The organism is Candidatus Hydrogenedentota bacterium (assembly GCA_012730045.1).
Taxonomy (GTDB): domain Bacteria; phylum Hydrogenedentota; class Hydrogenedentia; order Hydrogenedentales; family CAITNO01; genus JAAYBR01.
In genome coordinates this window covers 28,139-44,309 of record JAAYBR010000075.1, presented here as the reverse complement: position 1 = coordinate 44,309, position 16,171 = coordinate 28,139, and the positions used below count along the sequence as shown (strand labels likewise).

The window sequence follows — 16,171 nt, the reverse complement described above, 5'->3', positions numbered from 1 at the left end:
AACTGAAAGGAATCTAACAATGACCGCTAAGACCAAACAGACCGCCCGCGCTGATCACTTCATGCCCGCCGAAGTCCACGCCACCGCCGACCGCCTCCGAGACGCCCGCGCGCTACTGGCCCAGGCCGAAGCCAACGCCGCCAAATTGTGGACGGCGTATCAGCATGAATTGCGCATGAACACGAAAGACCCGGAGACGCCGCGCACCCGCTGGGAAGCCGCCCAAGCTGACCGCGAGTCCCGGCGCATGGCCGTTTCCCTTCTGGAGTCCGACCTTGCCGCCGTGCTGCGCGACCTGGCCGAAGGTGCCCACCGTCCCGGAAGCCCGTTCCGTGACGCGCAGACCGAAGACCACCGCGCCGCGCTGGCCGCCGAGGGTGCCCGCCGTGACATGGTGCGCGAGGCTGTGGACCTGCTACAGCGCGCCGCCGCCATCGGCGCGGACGAACTCGGTAGCCCGCGCACCGCTGCCGCTGAAAGTGAATACCGCGCGCTGGCCGAGCTGCTGCCCGATCACGCCGTAGACCTGATTGCACGGTGCCGCGTGTCCCGCGTATCTCTCCCCGGTTCTGCGCCGCTTCTGCATGAGGTGGTGTTGCGCCTGCGAGGCGCGACGGTGCCCATCAACTAACGCTTTCAGTCGCTTCGTCTGGGAAGGCCCTTTATGCCTCTCCCCCGGTCGGGGTCCAACCCCCCGCCGGATAAATAGAACGCCGTATAAAGCCGCAGGAGGCGCGCAAACATGCCGGACGTATGCAGACCCCCAAAAGATACTAAATGCCCGTCATGGGCCTATATGGTGCCTTGCTGGGGCACTGGGAAAAAATGGCGGGTCCTTCCTAGGGGGGGAGGGGCTGAGAGGCTTTCCCTGCCAACTACGCAAACATTTTGCATACCGACACAAAAAGACATTACGGTATACATAACGCCATGATAACCGCGCCGCCATTGTGTAAGGCGCACTTTACAAGGGGTAATCCCATGCTGAAAACTTCCGAGTCCGTCACCGCCGAGGGTGTCCGCATGGCCCCCCGGCGCAAGTGCTTCTGCGGATCATGGCACAGTGCCGCAGTCAATGACAAACCGGGATTTAGGCGGTGCCTGTCCTGCGGGAAGGTGTTCAACGCCGAGGTGCTCCGGGAGGTGCCGCCACCGGAACCGGAACGGCGTGTAAAGGTAACGCGACACAACCCCGCGCGGACTAGGCGGACGGATACGACCGTTGGATACTTGGAGGCGCACGGCGTCAGGCCAGAACCGCGAGAAATGGCGACGCCCAGCATCAGGCGCAAGGGGTAGCGATTGCGCCGCCGTACAGGCCCGCCACGGGCCGAACGGTGGCCGGGTGTGGTGTGGACACGTCCAGACGTAGCAAGGGCGCGGGGACATTTGACAAACCCCGCGCCCTTTCCCGCGTGCAAGTGGGGGCCTGCCTGCGGGTGCTGCTATTCTATCACACACCACGCGCGGACAACCTCCGCCGCGAACCCTGCAAGCTCCGCCTCCGTGTAGCGGGGCGGCTCCCCGGGAAACATGGCGGACATGTTGTCCGTTGTGAGGTACGCCCGCACCTCTTCAATTGTTAGGCTGTCCCCGTTGAAAATCCCCGTCACTTCCGCCATTTCTTGAAACCTTGCCTTGTCCATGTCATGCCCTTTCGCGTTGCGCCGGAGCTTCCGGCAATCCGAAACTGAAACGCGGGTCAACAATCGCCGCGCAATGCACATATCCCTCCGTTGTGCTGATAGAGCTGTGCCCAAGCCATGCCTGTATCAGGAAAGGCGGGACGCCGTTTGCCGCCCATAACGAGGCGCAACTGTGCCGGAGGCCGTGAAAGCACACACCGGGCGCGAGGGTGTCCTGTATGAGCTTCCAAGGCTTCCGGGGGACGGACTCCGCCCGGAGCACGCGGCCCAAGTCGCGCCTATGCCGCAGGAGACAGGCGACAAGCTCCGGGTGCAAGGGGACCGTCCGCGAGCGTTTCCCCTTCGGCGTGAATCTGGAATCACAACGGACGGTTATTGTCCCGGCGGTGAAGTCGAACCAATCCCAGGACGCCGCCGCCACTTCCCCGGCCCGGAGGCCCGCGAGGCCCGCGAGGTGGACCGCAATGTCCATGTCCCCGCCCATGTCCCGCGCCATGTCCAGAACCGCCCGGAGGCCCCCGGCGTCAAGCGTTGCGCGCTCTGTCTTGGGGACTCGGATTGCCTTTACCTTCTGGAAAGGATTCTCCGCTATCCAGCCGCAGGAAACCGCCACATTGAACGCGGCCCGCAGGGTGCGCAAGTCGCCGTTTGCGGTAATGGGGGACACGTCCCGCGCCCGTGCTGAAATGAAGTCTTGCGCGTCACGGTCTGCGGGAAGCACGTCCGCGCGCATGAACCGGGACAAGGCAAGAAATGCGTATCCCGTCCGCAGTCTACTTTTTGGGGTGTGGCGCGTTGCCGCCCATTCCGCGTGCCTTGCCTCCAACTGGGAGAGGGAGACGCCGGGACGGCGCGCGGGCCGGAGGCCGTCCTGTTCCAGCCCCGCGACAATGCGCAAGGCCGCAAGCTCCGCCCTTCCCTTGTCCCCTTCCCCGGTACTGCGGCGCATGTCGAGGCCGCTTGAAAGCCGCAGACGAAACCACCACGCCCCGCCCCGCCTGAATAGAGTCAACATGCCTTTTCCCTTTCGCGTTGTGGCGCGATTCTTGGGCATTATTGGCTACTGGGAGTAGAACAGGGGGGAGAGTACCGCGCAACGTGAAAGAGCTGTAAACCGTTACGCTGTGGGGGGATAAGAAATGGTGCCCGAGGCGAGACTTGAACTCGCACCCCGTGAGGGACTAGATCCTTAGTCTAGCGTGTCTGCCAATTCCACCACCCGGGCACGGGGGTTGACACCCGCTATCATACCCGAAAAGCCCCCATTTGTGCAACTGCACTGCGGCCCGTTCATTCGTCGGATGGAAGCGCGCGCACCGCGCAGTCCACGGCGAAGGGCAGCAGCACCTCCAACGTTTCCGGGCCGCGCGGCAGGGAGATGCCGGACACCCTCTCCCCTTTCACAGGGTCCCATACCTCCACCCTCACCGCGCCGGGCGCGGGCGTCATGGGCAGCGACAGCCGCGCGCGCACCGGTGCCGGATCTGTTGCCGTCGCCCCGTTCGGATAGTGGCAGGCGGGGTCCACCACATACGCCAAGGCGCTTGCGCCGTTGGCCAGGGCGAACACGTCACATGGCGCCCCCGGCGTTCCGTCCGGCCCCACGATGACCGCCGTGGCCCCCTCCACCGGTGCCCAGCCGGGGCCGCCCACCCCGGTCCCCTCCAGGAAACGGGCGAGGGCCGCCCATGTCCCCCATCCCCCGCGCGGGTGAAGATGGTTCCACCACCACGGAAACACGGTGCCCGCGCTGCCCGAAAGCAGCGCGCTCCATACCCCCTGCCGGACGCCACGCAGAAGCGGATCCTCCTCCGTGCCCGGTCCGCGGAAGCTCACGCCGTACTCTCCGAAAAGCATGGGTTTGTCGTACCGCTCATGAAACCGCCGCACGATCTCCCGGATTCGCAGCCCCGCGGGGGCGCTCTTTTCGCCCAGATACAGGTGGTACTGGGCAATGTCCAGTCCGGGCAACGCCCACAGGCCCTGGTCCTCCAACGACCCGGTGAGGCTGGTGGTCACCGGCCGCGGCCAGGGGTCTGTCCTCTTGAGAAACGCCGCCATGTCCCCGTGCCACTGGATCACGTCGGGCCGCCGCAGCTTGGGGAAGACATTGTCGTACTCGTTGAAGAACTCCCAGGCGAAAACCGCCGGAGAGGCCCCCCACCGCGCCACGATGTACCGGAGCCGCTTCTGGTAGAGCGCCCGCGCCTCCGGGTGGGTGAAAAAGTCGTTCTGCTCTTCGCACGGCCCCCCGTTTGCGGCATTGTACGGGTGCGAGGGCCAGAAGTCGTTGCCGCCCCACATGTCGGGGGCATCCTGGAAGATGCCGTGGAAATCCAGACAGAGCATGACATAAATGCCCCGCGCCGCAGCCAAGCGCAGCACCGCGTCCAGTGCCGTCGCCCTGTCCTGATCGTAGTTCAGCCGGGAGCCGGGCCGGTCCTCAATCCCGAAGCCGAAGGGGCACATCCAGAGGCGCGTGCAGTTCATGCGGGCGGCGGCCATGCCGTCCAGCCAGGTCTCGTAGTCCTCCAGCCGCCCCCAGCACACATTGGCCCCCAGCAGGACCAGCGGGGTGCCGTCGTCCCGCTGGAACCAGCGCCTCTTCGTGGGCTCCACCCGGACGCGCCGCATCGCCGGACGCTCTCCGGAGGCCACCGTGAACTCCCCGGTGCCGACAGTGGCCGAGGCCGCCCCATCCAGGCCGGCGTGGACCGTGTACGCCACCCGTCCCGGCGACTCGGCCTGCCACCGCACCCGCCAACTGCCGGGATTCTCGCCCATCCGCATCCAGAACGCGGGCACACGCAGCGTCGGCGCGCCTTCAGGGGAAAACACCACGTCAACGGCAATTTGGTCCGGATCGCAGGGGTTCTGCTCCCCCGCCTCCACGCCGCCAACCTCGAATTCCGTCCAGCCCCCGGCTTTCGGGGGATCCAACGGCGTCAGGGCGCCGTTTCCCAGCGCAACGACACACAGCAACAACGCTCCGACCATGCAAGCCTCCGTCAACGGGTTCGGTCCGTTTCCCGCCCCCCTTTCTGACCCACCGGAACGGTTTCCGGTGACAGCCGGCCGCCGCGCGCCGCCAATGTCCTATACTATCCGCATGGAGAAACGAAAAACGCACACCTATTCCTGGCCCCGGCCCAACGTCACGGTGGACGCGGTGGTGTTCCGCCCGGGAGCGGGGGGGTGCCCGGAGATTCTGCTGATCCGCCGGGACCGGGCCCCCTTCGCCGGGCGCTGGGCCCTGCCGGGCGGGTTTGTGGAGGAGCACGAGCCCCTCGAAACGGCGGCGGCCCGGGAACTGGCGGAAGAAACGGGGTTGGAGGGCGTGGCGCTGCGCCAGCTGCACGCCTTCGGCGACCCGGGCCGCGACCCGCGCGGCCACACCATCTCGGTTGTCTACACCGGCGAAGCCCCTCCGGAGGCCCGGGTTCGCGGGGGCGACGACGCCCGTGAGGCGGCGTGGTTTCCCGTGGACACGCTCCCTCCGCTGGCGTTCGACCATCTCAAAATTGTAGAGTATGCCCTTGCATGCCGCAGTGAGGAGCCCCAGATTTGAAACCCCTCGAGACAGACGCTTTGCTGGTGGTGGACGTTCAGAACGACTTTTGCACGGGCGGCGCGCTGGCCGTGCCCCGGGGCGAAACGGTGGTCGGCCCCATCAACCGGCTGGTGGACAAGTTCCGCCATGTGACCTTCACCCGCGACTGGCACCCCTCCGACCACTGCAGTTTCGGGTTCCCGCCGGAGTTCCGCGATGGGAGCTGGCCCGTCCACTGCGTGCAGGACACGCCCGGCGCGGAGTTCCGCGGCGACCTGCGCGTGCCGCTGGACGCCATCTTCATCAACAAGGGCGACGATCCCGGCAGCGAGGCGTACAGCGCCTTCGAGGGAACCCGCCTGGCCGACGAGCTGCGCAGGCGCGGCGTGACCCGGGTGTACGTGGCGGGTCTGACACTGGACTACTGCGTGCGGTCCACGGCCCTCGACGCGGTGCGCCTCGGATTCTCCGCGGCGGTGGTGCGGGACGCGGTGCAGGCGGTGAACCCGGACCAGTCCGACGCGGTGTTTGCGGAACTCACGGCGGCGGGCGTGGACCTGCCGGTGACGGAAGACCTGCTATGAACGACCCCTCCGCGGGATGGTTCCGGCGCGAGGGCACGGCCCTCCTCACGGATTTCTACCAGCTGACCATGATGGCCGGCCAGTGGCGCGAGGGGCGCACGGGCCAGCGGGTGAGTTTCGACTACTTCTTCCGCGCGCTGCCCCCCCACACGGGGTTCGCGGTGACCGCCGGCCTCGAAGTCTTCCTCGACTTTCTCGAACACCTCCGCTTCACGGACTCGGACATCGCGTATCTGCGCTCGCTGGGCGTGTTCGGCGACGACTTCCTGGAGTACCTCGGCGCGTTCTCCCCGCAGTGCGCGGTGCGCGCCCTGCCCGAGGGCACGCTGGCCTTCCCCTTTGAGCCCGTCGTCCAGGTGGAGGGAAACATCCTGGAGGCCCAGCTGCTTGAGACGGCCCTCCTCAACTTCATGAACTACCCCACCCTCATCGCCACCAAGGCGGCGCGGGTGTGCCAGGCGGCCGGGGGCGAGCCGGTCATGGAGTTCGGCCTGCGCCGCGCCCACGGCCCCGACGGCGGGGTGCTCGGCGCGCGCGCCGCCTGCATTGGCGGCTGCGCCTCGACGTCCAACGTCCTCGCGGGCAAGGTGTACGGCGTCCCCGTGGCGGGCACCCACGCCCACAGCTGGGTCATGAGCTTCCCGTCGGAGCTGGAGGCGTTCCGCGCCTTCGCCCGGCAGTACCCGGACCGCTGCATCCTGCTGGTGGACACCTACGACCCCGTGAAAAGCGGCATTCCCAGCGCCATCACGGTTTTCAGGGAACTCCGGGAACAGGGCGTGAACGCGCGCCCGGCCATCCGGCTCGACTCCGGGGACCTGGCGAAGCTCAGCAAGACGGCGCACCGCATGATGGCCGAGGCGGGGCTGAACGACCCGCTTATCGTCGCGTCCAACGACCTCGACGAGGATCTCATCGCCGACCTCAAGCGCCAGGGCGCGAAGATCAACGCGTGGGGCGTGGGCACCCACCTCATCACGGCCTTCGACTGCCCCGCCCTCGGCGGGGTCTACAAGCTGACGGCGATTATGAACGCCGACAGCGGGTGGCAGCCGCGCATGAAGCTGAGCTCCAACGCGGACAAGGCCACGGACCCCGGCCGCAAGCAGATCCTGCGCTGTTTTGACGCCGAGGGCCGCCCGCTGGGCGACGTGCTCGCGTTGGAGGACGAGTGTCTGCCGGGCTCCGGCACCGTTGCCGGACGCCGGCAGAAGAATCCGCACCTCCCCGCGGCCATTGAGGGCGTGGCGCGGACCGAGCCGCTGCTGGAGACCGTCTTCTCGGAGGGGCGCCGCACCGCCCCCGCCGGGGGGTACCAGGCGGCCCGCGACCGGGCACAGCGGGAGATGGCCGCCCTGCCGGAGGAGCACAAGCGCCTGCGGAACCCGGAGATCTACCGGGTGCTGCTTTCGGAGAAACTGGGCGCCCTCAAAGAGCACATGATGACGCATCCGGAACTGGCCTGACCGCCGGCGCGCGCACGGGAGCACGGACACGATGAGATTGGTAAAGATCGGCGTCGCCTCGGTTTCGGTCAAGGTGGGCGACTTCTCCGGAAACGCCCGGCGGCTGCGCGAGATCGTCAGGCAGGCGAAGGCCTGCGGCACCCACCTGCTGGCGCTGCCCGAACTGTGCATCTCCGGCTACAGCCTGGAGGACCGCATCTACTGGCCCGACGTGGCGCGGTGCAGCTGGGCCTCCCTGGCGGAGCTGGCCGAGGAGTGCGCGGGCATCAGCGTCTTCTTCGGCCTCCCGGTCCGCGTCGGGGCGATGAACTTCAACGCCGCCGCCCTCGTGGGCGACCGCCGCATCCGCGGGCTGGTCCTTAAGAAGTACCTGCCCACGTACAGCATCTTCTACGAGGGCCGCAACTGGACCGCCTGGCCGGGCGGCGTCACCGAGATCAACGGCGTGCCCGCCGGGGACCTCGTGTTCCGCATGCCCTTCGGGCTGGTCTCGGCGGAGATCTGCGAGGACCTGTGGAGCTCCGACTCCCCCGGCCGCGAGCGGGCGCGCCTCGGCGCGGAGGTCATCTGCAACCCCAGCGCCTCCCCCTTCACCCCCCTGAAGAACGAGGCCCGCAAGCGCCTCGTGCTCGGCGCGGCGGACACGCTGAAGGTGGTGTACGCCTACGCCAACCTGCTCGGCTGCGACTCCAGCCGCATGGTCTTCGACGGCGGCGGCCTGGTCGCCACCCCGGAGGGCCTCGTCTGCGAGGGCCCCGTCCTCTCCTCCGACTACCACACGCTGGCGACCGGCGTGGTGGACCTCGACGATGTGGTCCGCGCCCGCGCCGAGAACACCACCTGGCGCCAGGACGCCGTCAAGGGACTGACCTGCGCCAACGGACACCTCGTGGACTGCACGGACATTCCCCACAGGCCGGCACCGGTGGACGAGTATGCCGCGCAGATGCCCCGCGCGTTCTATTTCCCCGCCCTCCCCGCGAGCCGGCCCTGCGGCAGGGAGGCGGCCCTCGACGAGCTGTTTGACGCGCTCTCGCTGGGGTTGCGCGACTATTTCGAGAAGGTCGGCGCATTCGAGCGGTTCCTGATCGCCCTTTCCGGCGGCCGCGACAGCGCGCTGTGCCTGCTGATGGCCGTGCGCGCCGCCAAGCTCCTCAAGGGCGGCGCCGAGGCCGCGCGCTTCGCCGGGCGGGTGGCCACGGTCTATCTGCCGAACAAGGCCTTCAGCAGCGGCGCGACCCTCGACGCGGCCCGCTCCCTTGCGGAGGAGCTCGGGGTGCCGTTCAAAGTGGTCAGCATCAACTCCGAGGCCGACCTTGCGCTGCGCAAGGCGGCGGAAATGGCGGGGGACGAGGACCGCGTGACGCCCATGGCCAGGCAGAACCTCCAGGCCCGCGTGCGCGGGGCGATGATGCTCAACTGGGGCAACAGCGCGGGCGGCCTCCTGCTGGTCACCTCCAACCTCAGCGAGGCGGCCGTGGGCTACAGCACCACGGGCGGCGACAACCAGGGCGGCTACTCCCCCATCGCCAACGTGCCCAAGACCGTCGTGTCGGAGCTGCTGGAGCACCTTGCAAAACGGGACGGCATCCAGGCGCTGGCGAAGGTGCTGGCCATTCCGCCCAGTGCCGAACTCGCCCCGGACCAGCAGGACGAGAAGGACCTCATGCCCTACGCCGTTCTGGACGACCTCCTGTACCTCTACGCGCGCAAGCGCCTTTCCCTCGCCGACTGCTGGCGCATTGTCTGCCGCAGGCACCCGGACCACACACCGGCCCAGCTTCGGGCCTGGACGGCGGACTTCGGGCGGCGCTTTGTGCAGAGCCAGTGGAAGCGGGACCAGCACCCCGTGGCCATGAAAGTGCTGGAGCTGGACCTCGACCCGAAGACGGGGTTCCGGTTCCCGGTGACCCAAAGCATTCAGGACGAGCTGGACGACCTCGCGCAGGCCGAACTGCGTCCCTGACCCAACCCCTCCGGAAGTGACCATGCTGCTTGACCCCACCCCTGTGAAGGCTGTTGTCTTTGACTATGGGAACACCCTCATCGCCTTCGGGCGGGAGCAGGTGGACCAGTTTGACGCCCTGCTGCTGGAGGCGGTCACGGCCGAATTCGGGCCGCCCGACCCGGCGCAGTACAAGGCCCGCCGGGATGCCGACCGCATGTTCCCCTATCAGGGCGACCCGCCGTCCTACCGCGAAAACGATGTCCGCGAGATGACCGCCGGGCTCATCCGGGAGGTCTACGGCAGGGAGCCCTCCGCCGAAACACTGGACCGCCTGATCGCCGTGCGCCAGGAGGCGTTTGTGCGCGTGGTGCGGGGGGAGCCCCAAGTGCTGGACGTGCTGGCCCGGCTTTCCGCCCGCTACCGTCTGGCCCTGCTGTCCAATTACCCCGATGGCGACGCCATCCGCGCCAGTCTGGACGACACCGGCATCGCCCCCTTTCTGAAGCATGCGCTGGTCTCCGGCGACCTGGGCCTGTGCAAGCCCCACCCCGATGTCTTCCGGGCCGCGCTCGACGCGCTGGCCCTGCCGCCGGAAGCGGTGCTGTTCGTGGGGGACAACTGGCTGGCGGACGTGCAGGGCGCGCGCCGCGCGGGCATGCAGGCCGTTCATTTCCGCCGGTGGATTCCCCCGGAGCATTTTCCCGAGCAGCCCGGCGACCTCACGCCGCATGCGACCATCACGGCCCTTGAGGAACTGGCCTCCCTGCTTGGGGTATGATCCCAACGGCGGCGGCACGGTGACCTCCGCCCGCGCGGGGGTGAACCGATGACCGCAGAGAACGCCCTAGAAAGCACCGTTTCCTGTCCCGTTTGCGGGGCGCGAACCTTCTACGTGAACCAGAACGGCACCATGATCTTCTTTTCCCTAGACAGTACCGGGCGCCCCGCAGGGGTCGCCCCGCCCGACGCCGCGCCCGCCCTGTCCGCTGACACCCTCATCAACTGCGCCCACTGTTCCTGGTCCGGCACGGTCGCCGGACTCCTTGCAGAACTCCGGGCGAAGGAGTAGGCTTTGCCGCCCCAATGCGTCCATTTCGGCCTCTGCGGCGGCTGCGCCGCGCAGGACGTCCCCTATCCCGAACAGGTGGAAGCCAAACAGGCCGCCCTGCGGGAGCTGCTGCTCCCCCATTACGACGGGGAACTCCCCGTGACGCCCTCGCCCGTGGTGTGGCACTACCGGAACAAGATAGACCCGGTGTTCACGCCGCAATGGTACGAGACGCCGCCCGAAGAAAGCTTCGTCCGCGAGACGGTGCTGGGATACAAGCGCCGGGGCAAGTGGTTCTGGCCCATGCAGGTGGACGAGTGCCTGATCGGGCCTGAGGGCACGGCGCCGCTCTTCGCCGCCGCGCGGGAGTGGGCCGCGGGCTCCGGGTTGCAGGCCTTTGACACGCGCCGGGGCGGCGGGTTCCTGAAGACCCTGCTGGTCCGCGACGCCAAGCGGTCGGGCGAGCGCATGGTGGTGCTCATCACCGCCTCCGGCCCGATGGACACCGCCCCCTTTGTGGAGGCGGTCCTCGGGGCCTTCGGCCCGTGCTCGGTCTGGCGGGGCACCCGCGAGGGCACCGCCGACAACGCGCAGGCGGACACCTTGGAGCTGCTCCACGGGGCGCCGCACATCACGGAAACGCTGGAGATCGCCGAGTCTCCGGGTCACGGGACCTGCACCACGCCGGCCGAGCATCTTTCCGGCCCGTGCGCGCCCGGACCGCTTCGGCGGCTGGACTTCCGCATCTCCCCCATGAGTTTCTTCCAGACCAACCCGCTGGGCGCGGAGCGCCTCTATGGGCGCATCCGGGCGCGGGTGCGCCGGCTGGCCCCCGGGGTGCTGTACGACCTCTACGGCGGCATGGGCAGCATCGCCCTCGTCTGCGCCGACCTGGTGAGCGGGGTGCGCTCGGTGGAGAATGTGCCCGCCGCCTCCGAGGACGGACGCGTCAACTGCGCCGAGAACGGCGTGGACAATGTGGACTTTATCACGGAGTCCGTGCCGGACCACCTGCGCCGGCTCCGCGAGGACGGCGGACTGCCGTTGGGCGCGCTGGTGGTCACCGACCCGCCGCGCTGCGGCATGAACCCCAAGACCATCCGCCGCCTGCTGGAGCTTGCCCCGGAGCGCCTGGTCTATGTGTCCTGCAACCCCCGCGTGCTGGCTTCGGAGCTGGCCCTCCTCGCGCCCGCCTACGGGGTGGTGGACGCCGAGGCTGTGGACCTTTTCCCGCACACGCCGCACCTTGAAACCATCGTGGAACTTGCCCGTGTCTAACAAGGCCGCTTTCCTCCCAACATCGGAGATGAGAACATGAAAAACATGCCGATTCCTGTGGCCCTCCTGCTGGCAGCAGCCCTGTTGCTGCTCCAGCCCCTCGCCACGGCCCTGGACCCGCAGGAGGAGGCCGTCCTTGCGGCCCCCGAACCGCCCGCCGTGCCCACGGGGTTCACGGACGACAAGCAGCTCATGCTGGCGGCGGCGGGCGGTCTCCTGACGCTGCTCGACATCAACGGGGAGATTCCCGTGCCCGACTCTGTGGAGATGATTCCGGATGTCGAGTACGGGCGCGTGGGCGACCGGCCCCTCCTGCTCGACCTGTATCTGCCGAAGAACCTGGACAAGCCCGCGCCCGGCCTCCTGTTCATCCACGGCGGCGGCTGGAAGAACGGCGGCAAGAAGGACTACAAGTACTACTGCGTCCGCTTCGCCGCGCGCGGCTACGTGGTTGTGTCCATCTCCTACCGGCTGATCGGCGAGGCCGTCTTCCCCGCCTGCGTGCAGGACGCCAAGTGCGCCGTCCGCTGGATGCGCGCCAACGCCGAAAAATACACCATTGACCCCAACCGCATCGCCGCCATCGGCGGGTCGGCGGGGGGCCACCTCTCCATGATGCTCGGCTACTCCGCCGGCGTGCCGGAACTGGAGGGGAACGGCGGCCACGCGGAGTTCAGCAGCGCGGTGAACGCCGTGGTGGACCTCTACGGCCCCGTGGACATCACCCTGCCCGAACACCGCGGCAACCCCACCGTGCTCGGCTTTTTCGGGGGCAAGACCTACGATGAAATCCCCGACCAGTACAAGCTGGCCTCGCCGTGGTTCCATCTCGACCCCAAAGACCCGCCCACGCTCATCCTCCACGGGACCATAGACACCACCGTGCCCGTCTCCCAGAGCGACATCCTCTTTGAAAAGCTCAAGGAGTTGAAGGTGCCCGTGACCTATGACCGGCTGGACGGCTACCCCCACACCATGGACATCGCCAAGGAGGTTAACCTCCGCTGCCAGTGGTTCATGCTCCGCTTCTTCGAGGAGCACTTCAAGACGAAGGCGGAAAAGTAGGCGGGGGGCAGAGAGTCACGGATCCCGCACCAATCGGATGCCCACATCATCGGGGAGTGTCAGTTCGCCGGGGGAATAGAGGCCCCGGGCGGCGCAGCGGCACTGGGTTCCCGTGCTTTTCCAGCTCCCGCCCCGGTACACCTGCGCTCCGGCCAGGATGGGAACGCACCATTCTGCGGCGTTCCCGTGCATGTCCCGCAGGTTCCAGGCGTTTGGTTTGAGCCCGCCCACCTCTTTGGGGCCGTCCCCGCTGTTCCCCTGGTACCAGGCGTATTCCCCCAGAACGCTCGGGAAATGACCGAACGAATAGGCGCTTCTCGCGTCCGCCCTGCATGCATGCTCCCACTCATCCTCCCGGGGAATGCGGCAGCTCCCCCCGCCTTTTTGGGAGAGCCTGCGCGCGAATTCCTCCGCCTGTTCAAACGTCAAGCCGATGGCCGGAAACTGCTCCCGGCCGGGAACAAGGCTTTCCCCGCTCTCGGGACACATCTGGCAGTATTGCTCCCAGGTGATTTCGTCCCGGCTCATCCAGAATCCGCGCCTGAACGAGACGGGCCTCTGCGTCTCCTCCGGCTGGCGTCCCGTCTCGTCCGGCGGGCTTCCCACCACCGCGCCTTCCAGCGGGGAGGGCACCCAGACGAACATGATTCCGTCAAATTCGCGGAGCGTGCCCGGCGCGCGCCGGGAGTCCGCCCGCCACCAGGGCCCCCTCGGCGATTCGCGCTCGGGATTGAGGGAATGAAACAGGGGGAGCGCGATGAAATAGAGCACCAGCAGCGCAAGCCCCGCCGCGCCCACGGCGCGCTGCTGCCCCCGGCTGAAGTGGCGCGCCTCCCACATGAAGAAGTGGGCGAAGGCGCCGATTGCCAGTCCGACCAGTGCCCAGGAGACAAAGGCCGGAAAGGGGGTCAGGAACGCGAGGACGCGGTCCACCGTGGCCAGCACGGACAGGGCGTAGTTCCCCGCGTTGTCCAGTCCCGCGGTGAAAATGGTCAGCACACCGGTCAGCACCAGCAATCCCCCGGTGATCAGCAGATGCGCTAGAAGGCGGGAGGAGTTCATCCGCCGCCCTCCCCGCCGTCGCCGGACCGGTTCAGGCGGATCACAGAGATCAGACACAGCCCCCCCACGATGACCGCGTTGGTCAGCAGCATCAGGAGCACGAGATACGCAAGAACCCTGTCCCCCCGAAGAACCTCATCACCGCGCGGCCAGGGGACGACCATCAGGTTCCGCGCGGGGTCCACCGCGGCGACGGTAAGCCGGAACAGGCCCATGACCGCCGCAACGACCAGGCCGGACCGCAGCGTTCTTCCCAGGGCGCGCCAGCCGGGCCGGGCCACCTCGAAATGGACGGGGATGACGAGACGTCCCCCGTTGGTTTCGGCGACAATACGCGCGTCCTGCCGGGATCCGGGCTCCAACCCCTGCCCCGTCAAATGCACCACCGCCGTGACGGCGTTGCCCTCGATGGTCACATCGGCCATGGCGAACCCGGCGGAGACCGTCTCGAGGATGACCGTGCCGGAGAGGTGGCCGCGGCCGCCGTTGAAAATGTTCACCCGGACAGTCCCCGTGTCCTCCACCGTGAGCCGCCCGCCGTCCAGCTCCTCCGCGTCGGCCAGCACGACGGGCCCCCCCATGTCGGGGTTGAGCAGCTTGAGCACCGCCTCCAGCTTCCGGCTCCACGAGGAGACGGGATCGGCGATCACCTCGTCAAAGGCCGCTGTGTCCTTCATGCGCCCCGTATCAACAAGCCAGGCGCGGATCCAGCCGCGGGACAGCATCCGCGCGCCGTCCTGCATGCTCTGGGGCGTGCGCGCGATGACGGCGGAGAGCTCGGCGGGCGTGGCGGCGGTGGAAATGCCCAGACGGAAAGGGGTCTCCGGGTCGAAATGGCAGCAGAAGCGGAAGACCGCCAGTTCCGCGTCGGCCCGGGTGTGCTCCCGGACGCAGCGGTCCAAAAACGCCGCATCCTCGGCGCGGTCCGGAAACACCGCGCGCATCCACTCGGCGAGGCGTCCGCTGAACAGGTGGTTGACCAGCCTGCCGGTTTGCGCGGGATTGCCCTGAATCAGCCCCGGAAGCTCCTCGGGGGCCTTGACGCGCGCGGGTCCGAAGGCCATCGGCCGGGCGGGGTCCAGGGTGTGCATGAGGGCGAACAGGGCGACATCGGAATCCTTCACGCGGACCCGGACGTCCCGGATGCGCCGGGCGAGGGTTTCAACCGCCGCCGGGTCGCCCCCCAGGGCCTTCACCCAGATTTCGATGCATCCCGCGCGGAACAGTTTCACCAGCTCGTCCCGGCTGGACAGGAAGGGGGCGGCCAGCAGGGTGACCAGCTGCTCAATGTTCACCGCCTGGCTGTCGCCAAACTCCAGGGGGAGCGTCGGGTCGAGCAGGTACTTCAGCTTGAAGGCGCCGAGGTCCAGGTGGTCGGCGTACTGCTCCTCGATGCGGGCGACCTCTTTCCCGAGGCCGGTGTCGAAGAGCATGACCCACTGGGAGACAAATCCGCGCAACATGTCCCGCTTCACGTCGAAGTCGCCCATCCGCCGGGCCATTTCCCGGGGCGTGGTGATTTCGGGCAGGCTGCGGTAGGGAACGCGGCGGCCGGCGGCCACCTCCTCGCGGTCGGGAACCCCCTCGTCCGTGAAGACGGGCTCGCCCTTGACCCACGCACGCACCTGGGCGTAGCCCCAGCGCGATTCGGGGCTCACGCGCAGCAGGCCGCTGATGAGCCGCGCGAAGGCGGGGGACATGCCCTCGGGCCGCGGCACCCGGCCCCGGAAATGCGCGCCGAGCACGGCGGTGCGGTCCATGCCCTGAAAGGGCGACCGCCCCGCCCGCAGGTGCAGCAGCGTGACGCCCAGGGCGTAGTAGTCCGTCTTGGGGCCGACCTCCTTGCCGTCGAGCAGTTCGGGGGCGGCGTAGTCCAGGGTGAAGAAGTGCGCGCTGGCCGTCTTGCGCACGCGCTCGCCGGACTCCATCATGGAGCTCACGCCGAAATCGCCGATGACGATGTCGGTCCGGCCGGCGTCGAGGAAAAACAGGTTCGTGGGCTTGATGTCCCGGTGGATGATCCCGTTCTGGTGCAGGTGGTGCAGCCCGCGCACCACACTGCGGCACACCCGCCGCAGCGTCTCCTCGTCAAAAGGCATGAAGTCCGCCAGGCTTCCCCCCTCGCAGTAGTCCATGACCTCGTAGGCCCGCCCGGCCCACACGCCCCATCCGCGGATGGCCACTATGTCCCGGTGCCGGATGGACAAAAGCTGCGTGACGACAGAGGCCTTGGGGGACATCTTCTCGTGGTAGTGCTTCAGCGCGACCGCGCCCCCGCCCTCGAGGTCGGCGCAGCGGTAGACCATGGCCTCCCCCGACGGATCGCCGACGGGGCCCTCCTCCACCCGGTACCGCCCGTCCACCGTCTCTCCCGGAACAAGCGCGCCGGGTGCGGGCGCGGACCGGGGAACGGCGTCTGCGGAGGCCGCCTCCTCGAACCGCGCGGTCGCGCGCGGCTCGTCAAACCGCTCGGTGGCGCGTTCTTCGGGGAAACGCTCCGTCAACCTGGGTTCCTCCCCGTTTC

Annotated in this window: 14 protein-coding genes and 1 tRNA gene; 9 read left to right on the top strand and 6 right to left on the bottom strand. The window is 68.0% G+C overall.

Annotation, left to right across the window (positions count from 1 at the left end):
- Positions 1–19 precede the first annotated feature (19 nt).
- The gene (locus GXY15_07700) at positions 20–631 is read left to right on the top strand and encodes a hypothetical protein (protein ID NLV41098.1); all 612 of its coding nucleotides are present in this window, start codon (positions 20–22) and stop codon (positions 629–631) included.
- An 814-nt stretch (positions 632–1,445) separates the two neighbouring features.
- On the opposite strand, the gene GXY15_07695 is transcribed toward GXY15_07700, so the two are convergent.
- The 4 genes from GXY15_07695 to GXY15_07680 form a co-directional block, all read right to left on the bottom strand.
- Complete coding sequence (locus tag GXY15_07695; protein ID NLV41097.1) at positions 1,446–1,622, bottom strand: hypothetical protein; 177 nt, start codon at positions 1,620–1,622, stop codon at positions 1,446–1,448.
- A 25-nt stretch (positions 1,623–1,647) separates the two neighbouring features.
- A complete protein-coding gene (locus tag GXY15_07690; GenBank protein ID NLV41096.1) occupies positions 1,648–2,391 on the bottom strand; it encodes a site-specific integrase in 744 nt (247 codons plus the stop codon).
- Between the two features lie 395 nt (positions 2,392–2,786).
- Positions 2,787–2,871, bottom strand: a tRNA-Leu gene (locus tag GXY15_07685).
- Between the two features lie 65 nt (positions 2,872–2,936).
- On the bottom strand, positions 2,937–4,643 hold the full coding sequence (locus GXY15_07680) for a glycoside hydrolase family 5 protein (GenBank protein NLV41095.1): 1,707 nt from the start codon (positions 4,641–4,643) through the stop codon (positions 2,937–2,939).
- 112 nt (positions 4,644–4,755) lie between these two features.
- Between GXY15_07680 and GXY15_07675 the strand changes: the two genes are divergently transcribed.
- The 8 genes from GXY15_07675 to GXY15_07640 are packed head-to-tail and all read left to right on the top strand — an operon-like array spanning position 4,756 to position 12,585.
- Complete coding sequence (locus GXY15_07675; protein ID NLV41094.1) at positions 4,756–5,214, top strand: NUDIX hydrolase; 459 nt, start codon at positions 4,756–4,758, stop codon at positions 5,212–5,214.
- Positions 5,211–5,780: a nicotinamidase gene (locus GXY15_07670; protein ID NLV41093.1), complete on the top strand. Its 570-nt coding sequence runs from the start codon at positions 5,211–5,213 to the stop codon at positions 5,778–5,780. The genes GXY15_07675 and GXY15_07670 overlap by 4 nt, the downstream gene beginning before the upstream one ends.
- On the top strand, positions 5,777–7,246 hold the full coding sequence (locus tag GXY15_07665) for a nicotinate phosphoribosyltransferase (GenBank protein NLV41092.1): 1,470 nt from the start codon (positions 5,777–5,779) through the stop codon (positions 7,244–7,246). Before GXY15_07670 ends, GXY15_07665 begins: the two co-directional genes overlap by 4 nt.
- A 31-nt stretch (positions 7,247–7,277) precedes the next feature.
- Positions 7,278–9,212, top strand: a complete 1,935-nt coding sequence (nadE, locus tag GXY15_07660; protein ID NLV41091.1) for an NAD(+) synthase — start codon at positions 7,278–7,280, stop codon at positions 9,210–9,212.
- A gap of 22 nt (positions 9,213–9,234) precedes the next feature.
- Positions 9,235–9,972 carry an HAD family hydrolase gene (locus tag GXY15_07655; protein ID NLV41090.1) on the top strand — a complete coding sequence of 246 codons (738 nt, stop codon included), beginning with the start codon at positions 9,235–9,237 and terminating at the stop codon, positions 9,970–9,972.
- A gap of 48 nt (positions 9,973–10,020) precedes the next feature.
- On the top strand, positions 10,021–10,263 hold the full coding sequence (locus tag GXY15_07650; protein ID NLV41089.1) for a hypothetical protein: 243 nt from the start codon (positions 10,021–10,023) through the stop codon (positions 10,261–10,263).
- Positions 10,264–10,266: 3 nt separating this feature from the next.
- Positions 10,267–11,520, top strand: a complete 1,254-nt coding sequence (locus GXY15_07645) for a class I SAM-dependent RNA methyltransferase (protein NLV41088.1) — start codon at positions 10,267–10,269, stop codon at positions 11,518–11,520.
- A 36-nt stretch (positions 11,521–11,556) separates the two neighbouring features.
- A complete protein-coding gene (locus GXY15_07640) occupies positions 11,557–12,585 on the top strand; it encodes an alpha/beta hydrolase (protein ID NLV41087.1) in 1,029 nt (342 codons plus the stop codon).
- A 15-nt stretch (positions 12,586–12,600) separates the two neighbouring features.
- Here GXY15_07640 and GXY15_07635 read toward each other — a convergent pair whose 3' ends face one another.
- Both GXY15_07635 and GXY15_07630 read right to left on the bottom strand, forming a co-directional pair.
- Positions 12,601–13,647, bottom strand: coding sequence for a formylglycine-generating enzyme family protein (locus GXY15_07635; GenBank protein ID NLV41086.1), 1,047 nt, complete (start codon positions 13,645–13,647; stop codon positions 12,601–12,603).
- Entirely contained in the window at positions 13,644–16,151 is a 2,508-nt protein-coding gene (locus GXY15_07630) for a serine/threonine protein kinase (GenBank protein ID NLV41085.1), read from the bottom strand. Before GXY15_07630 ends, GXY15_07635 begins: the two co-directional genes overlap by 4 nt.
- Between the last annotated feature and the right edge of the window lie 20 nt (positions 16,152–16,171).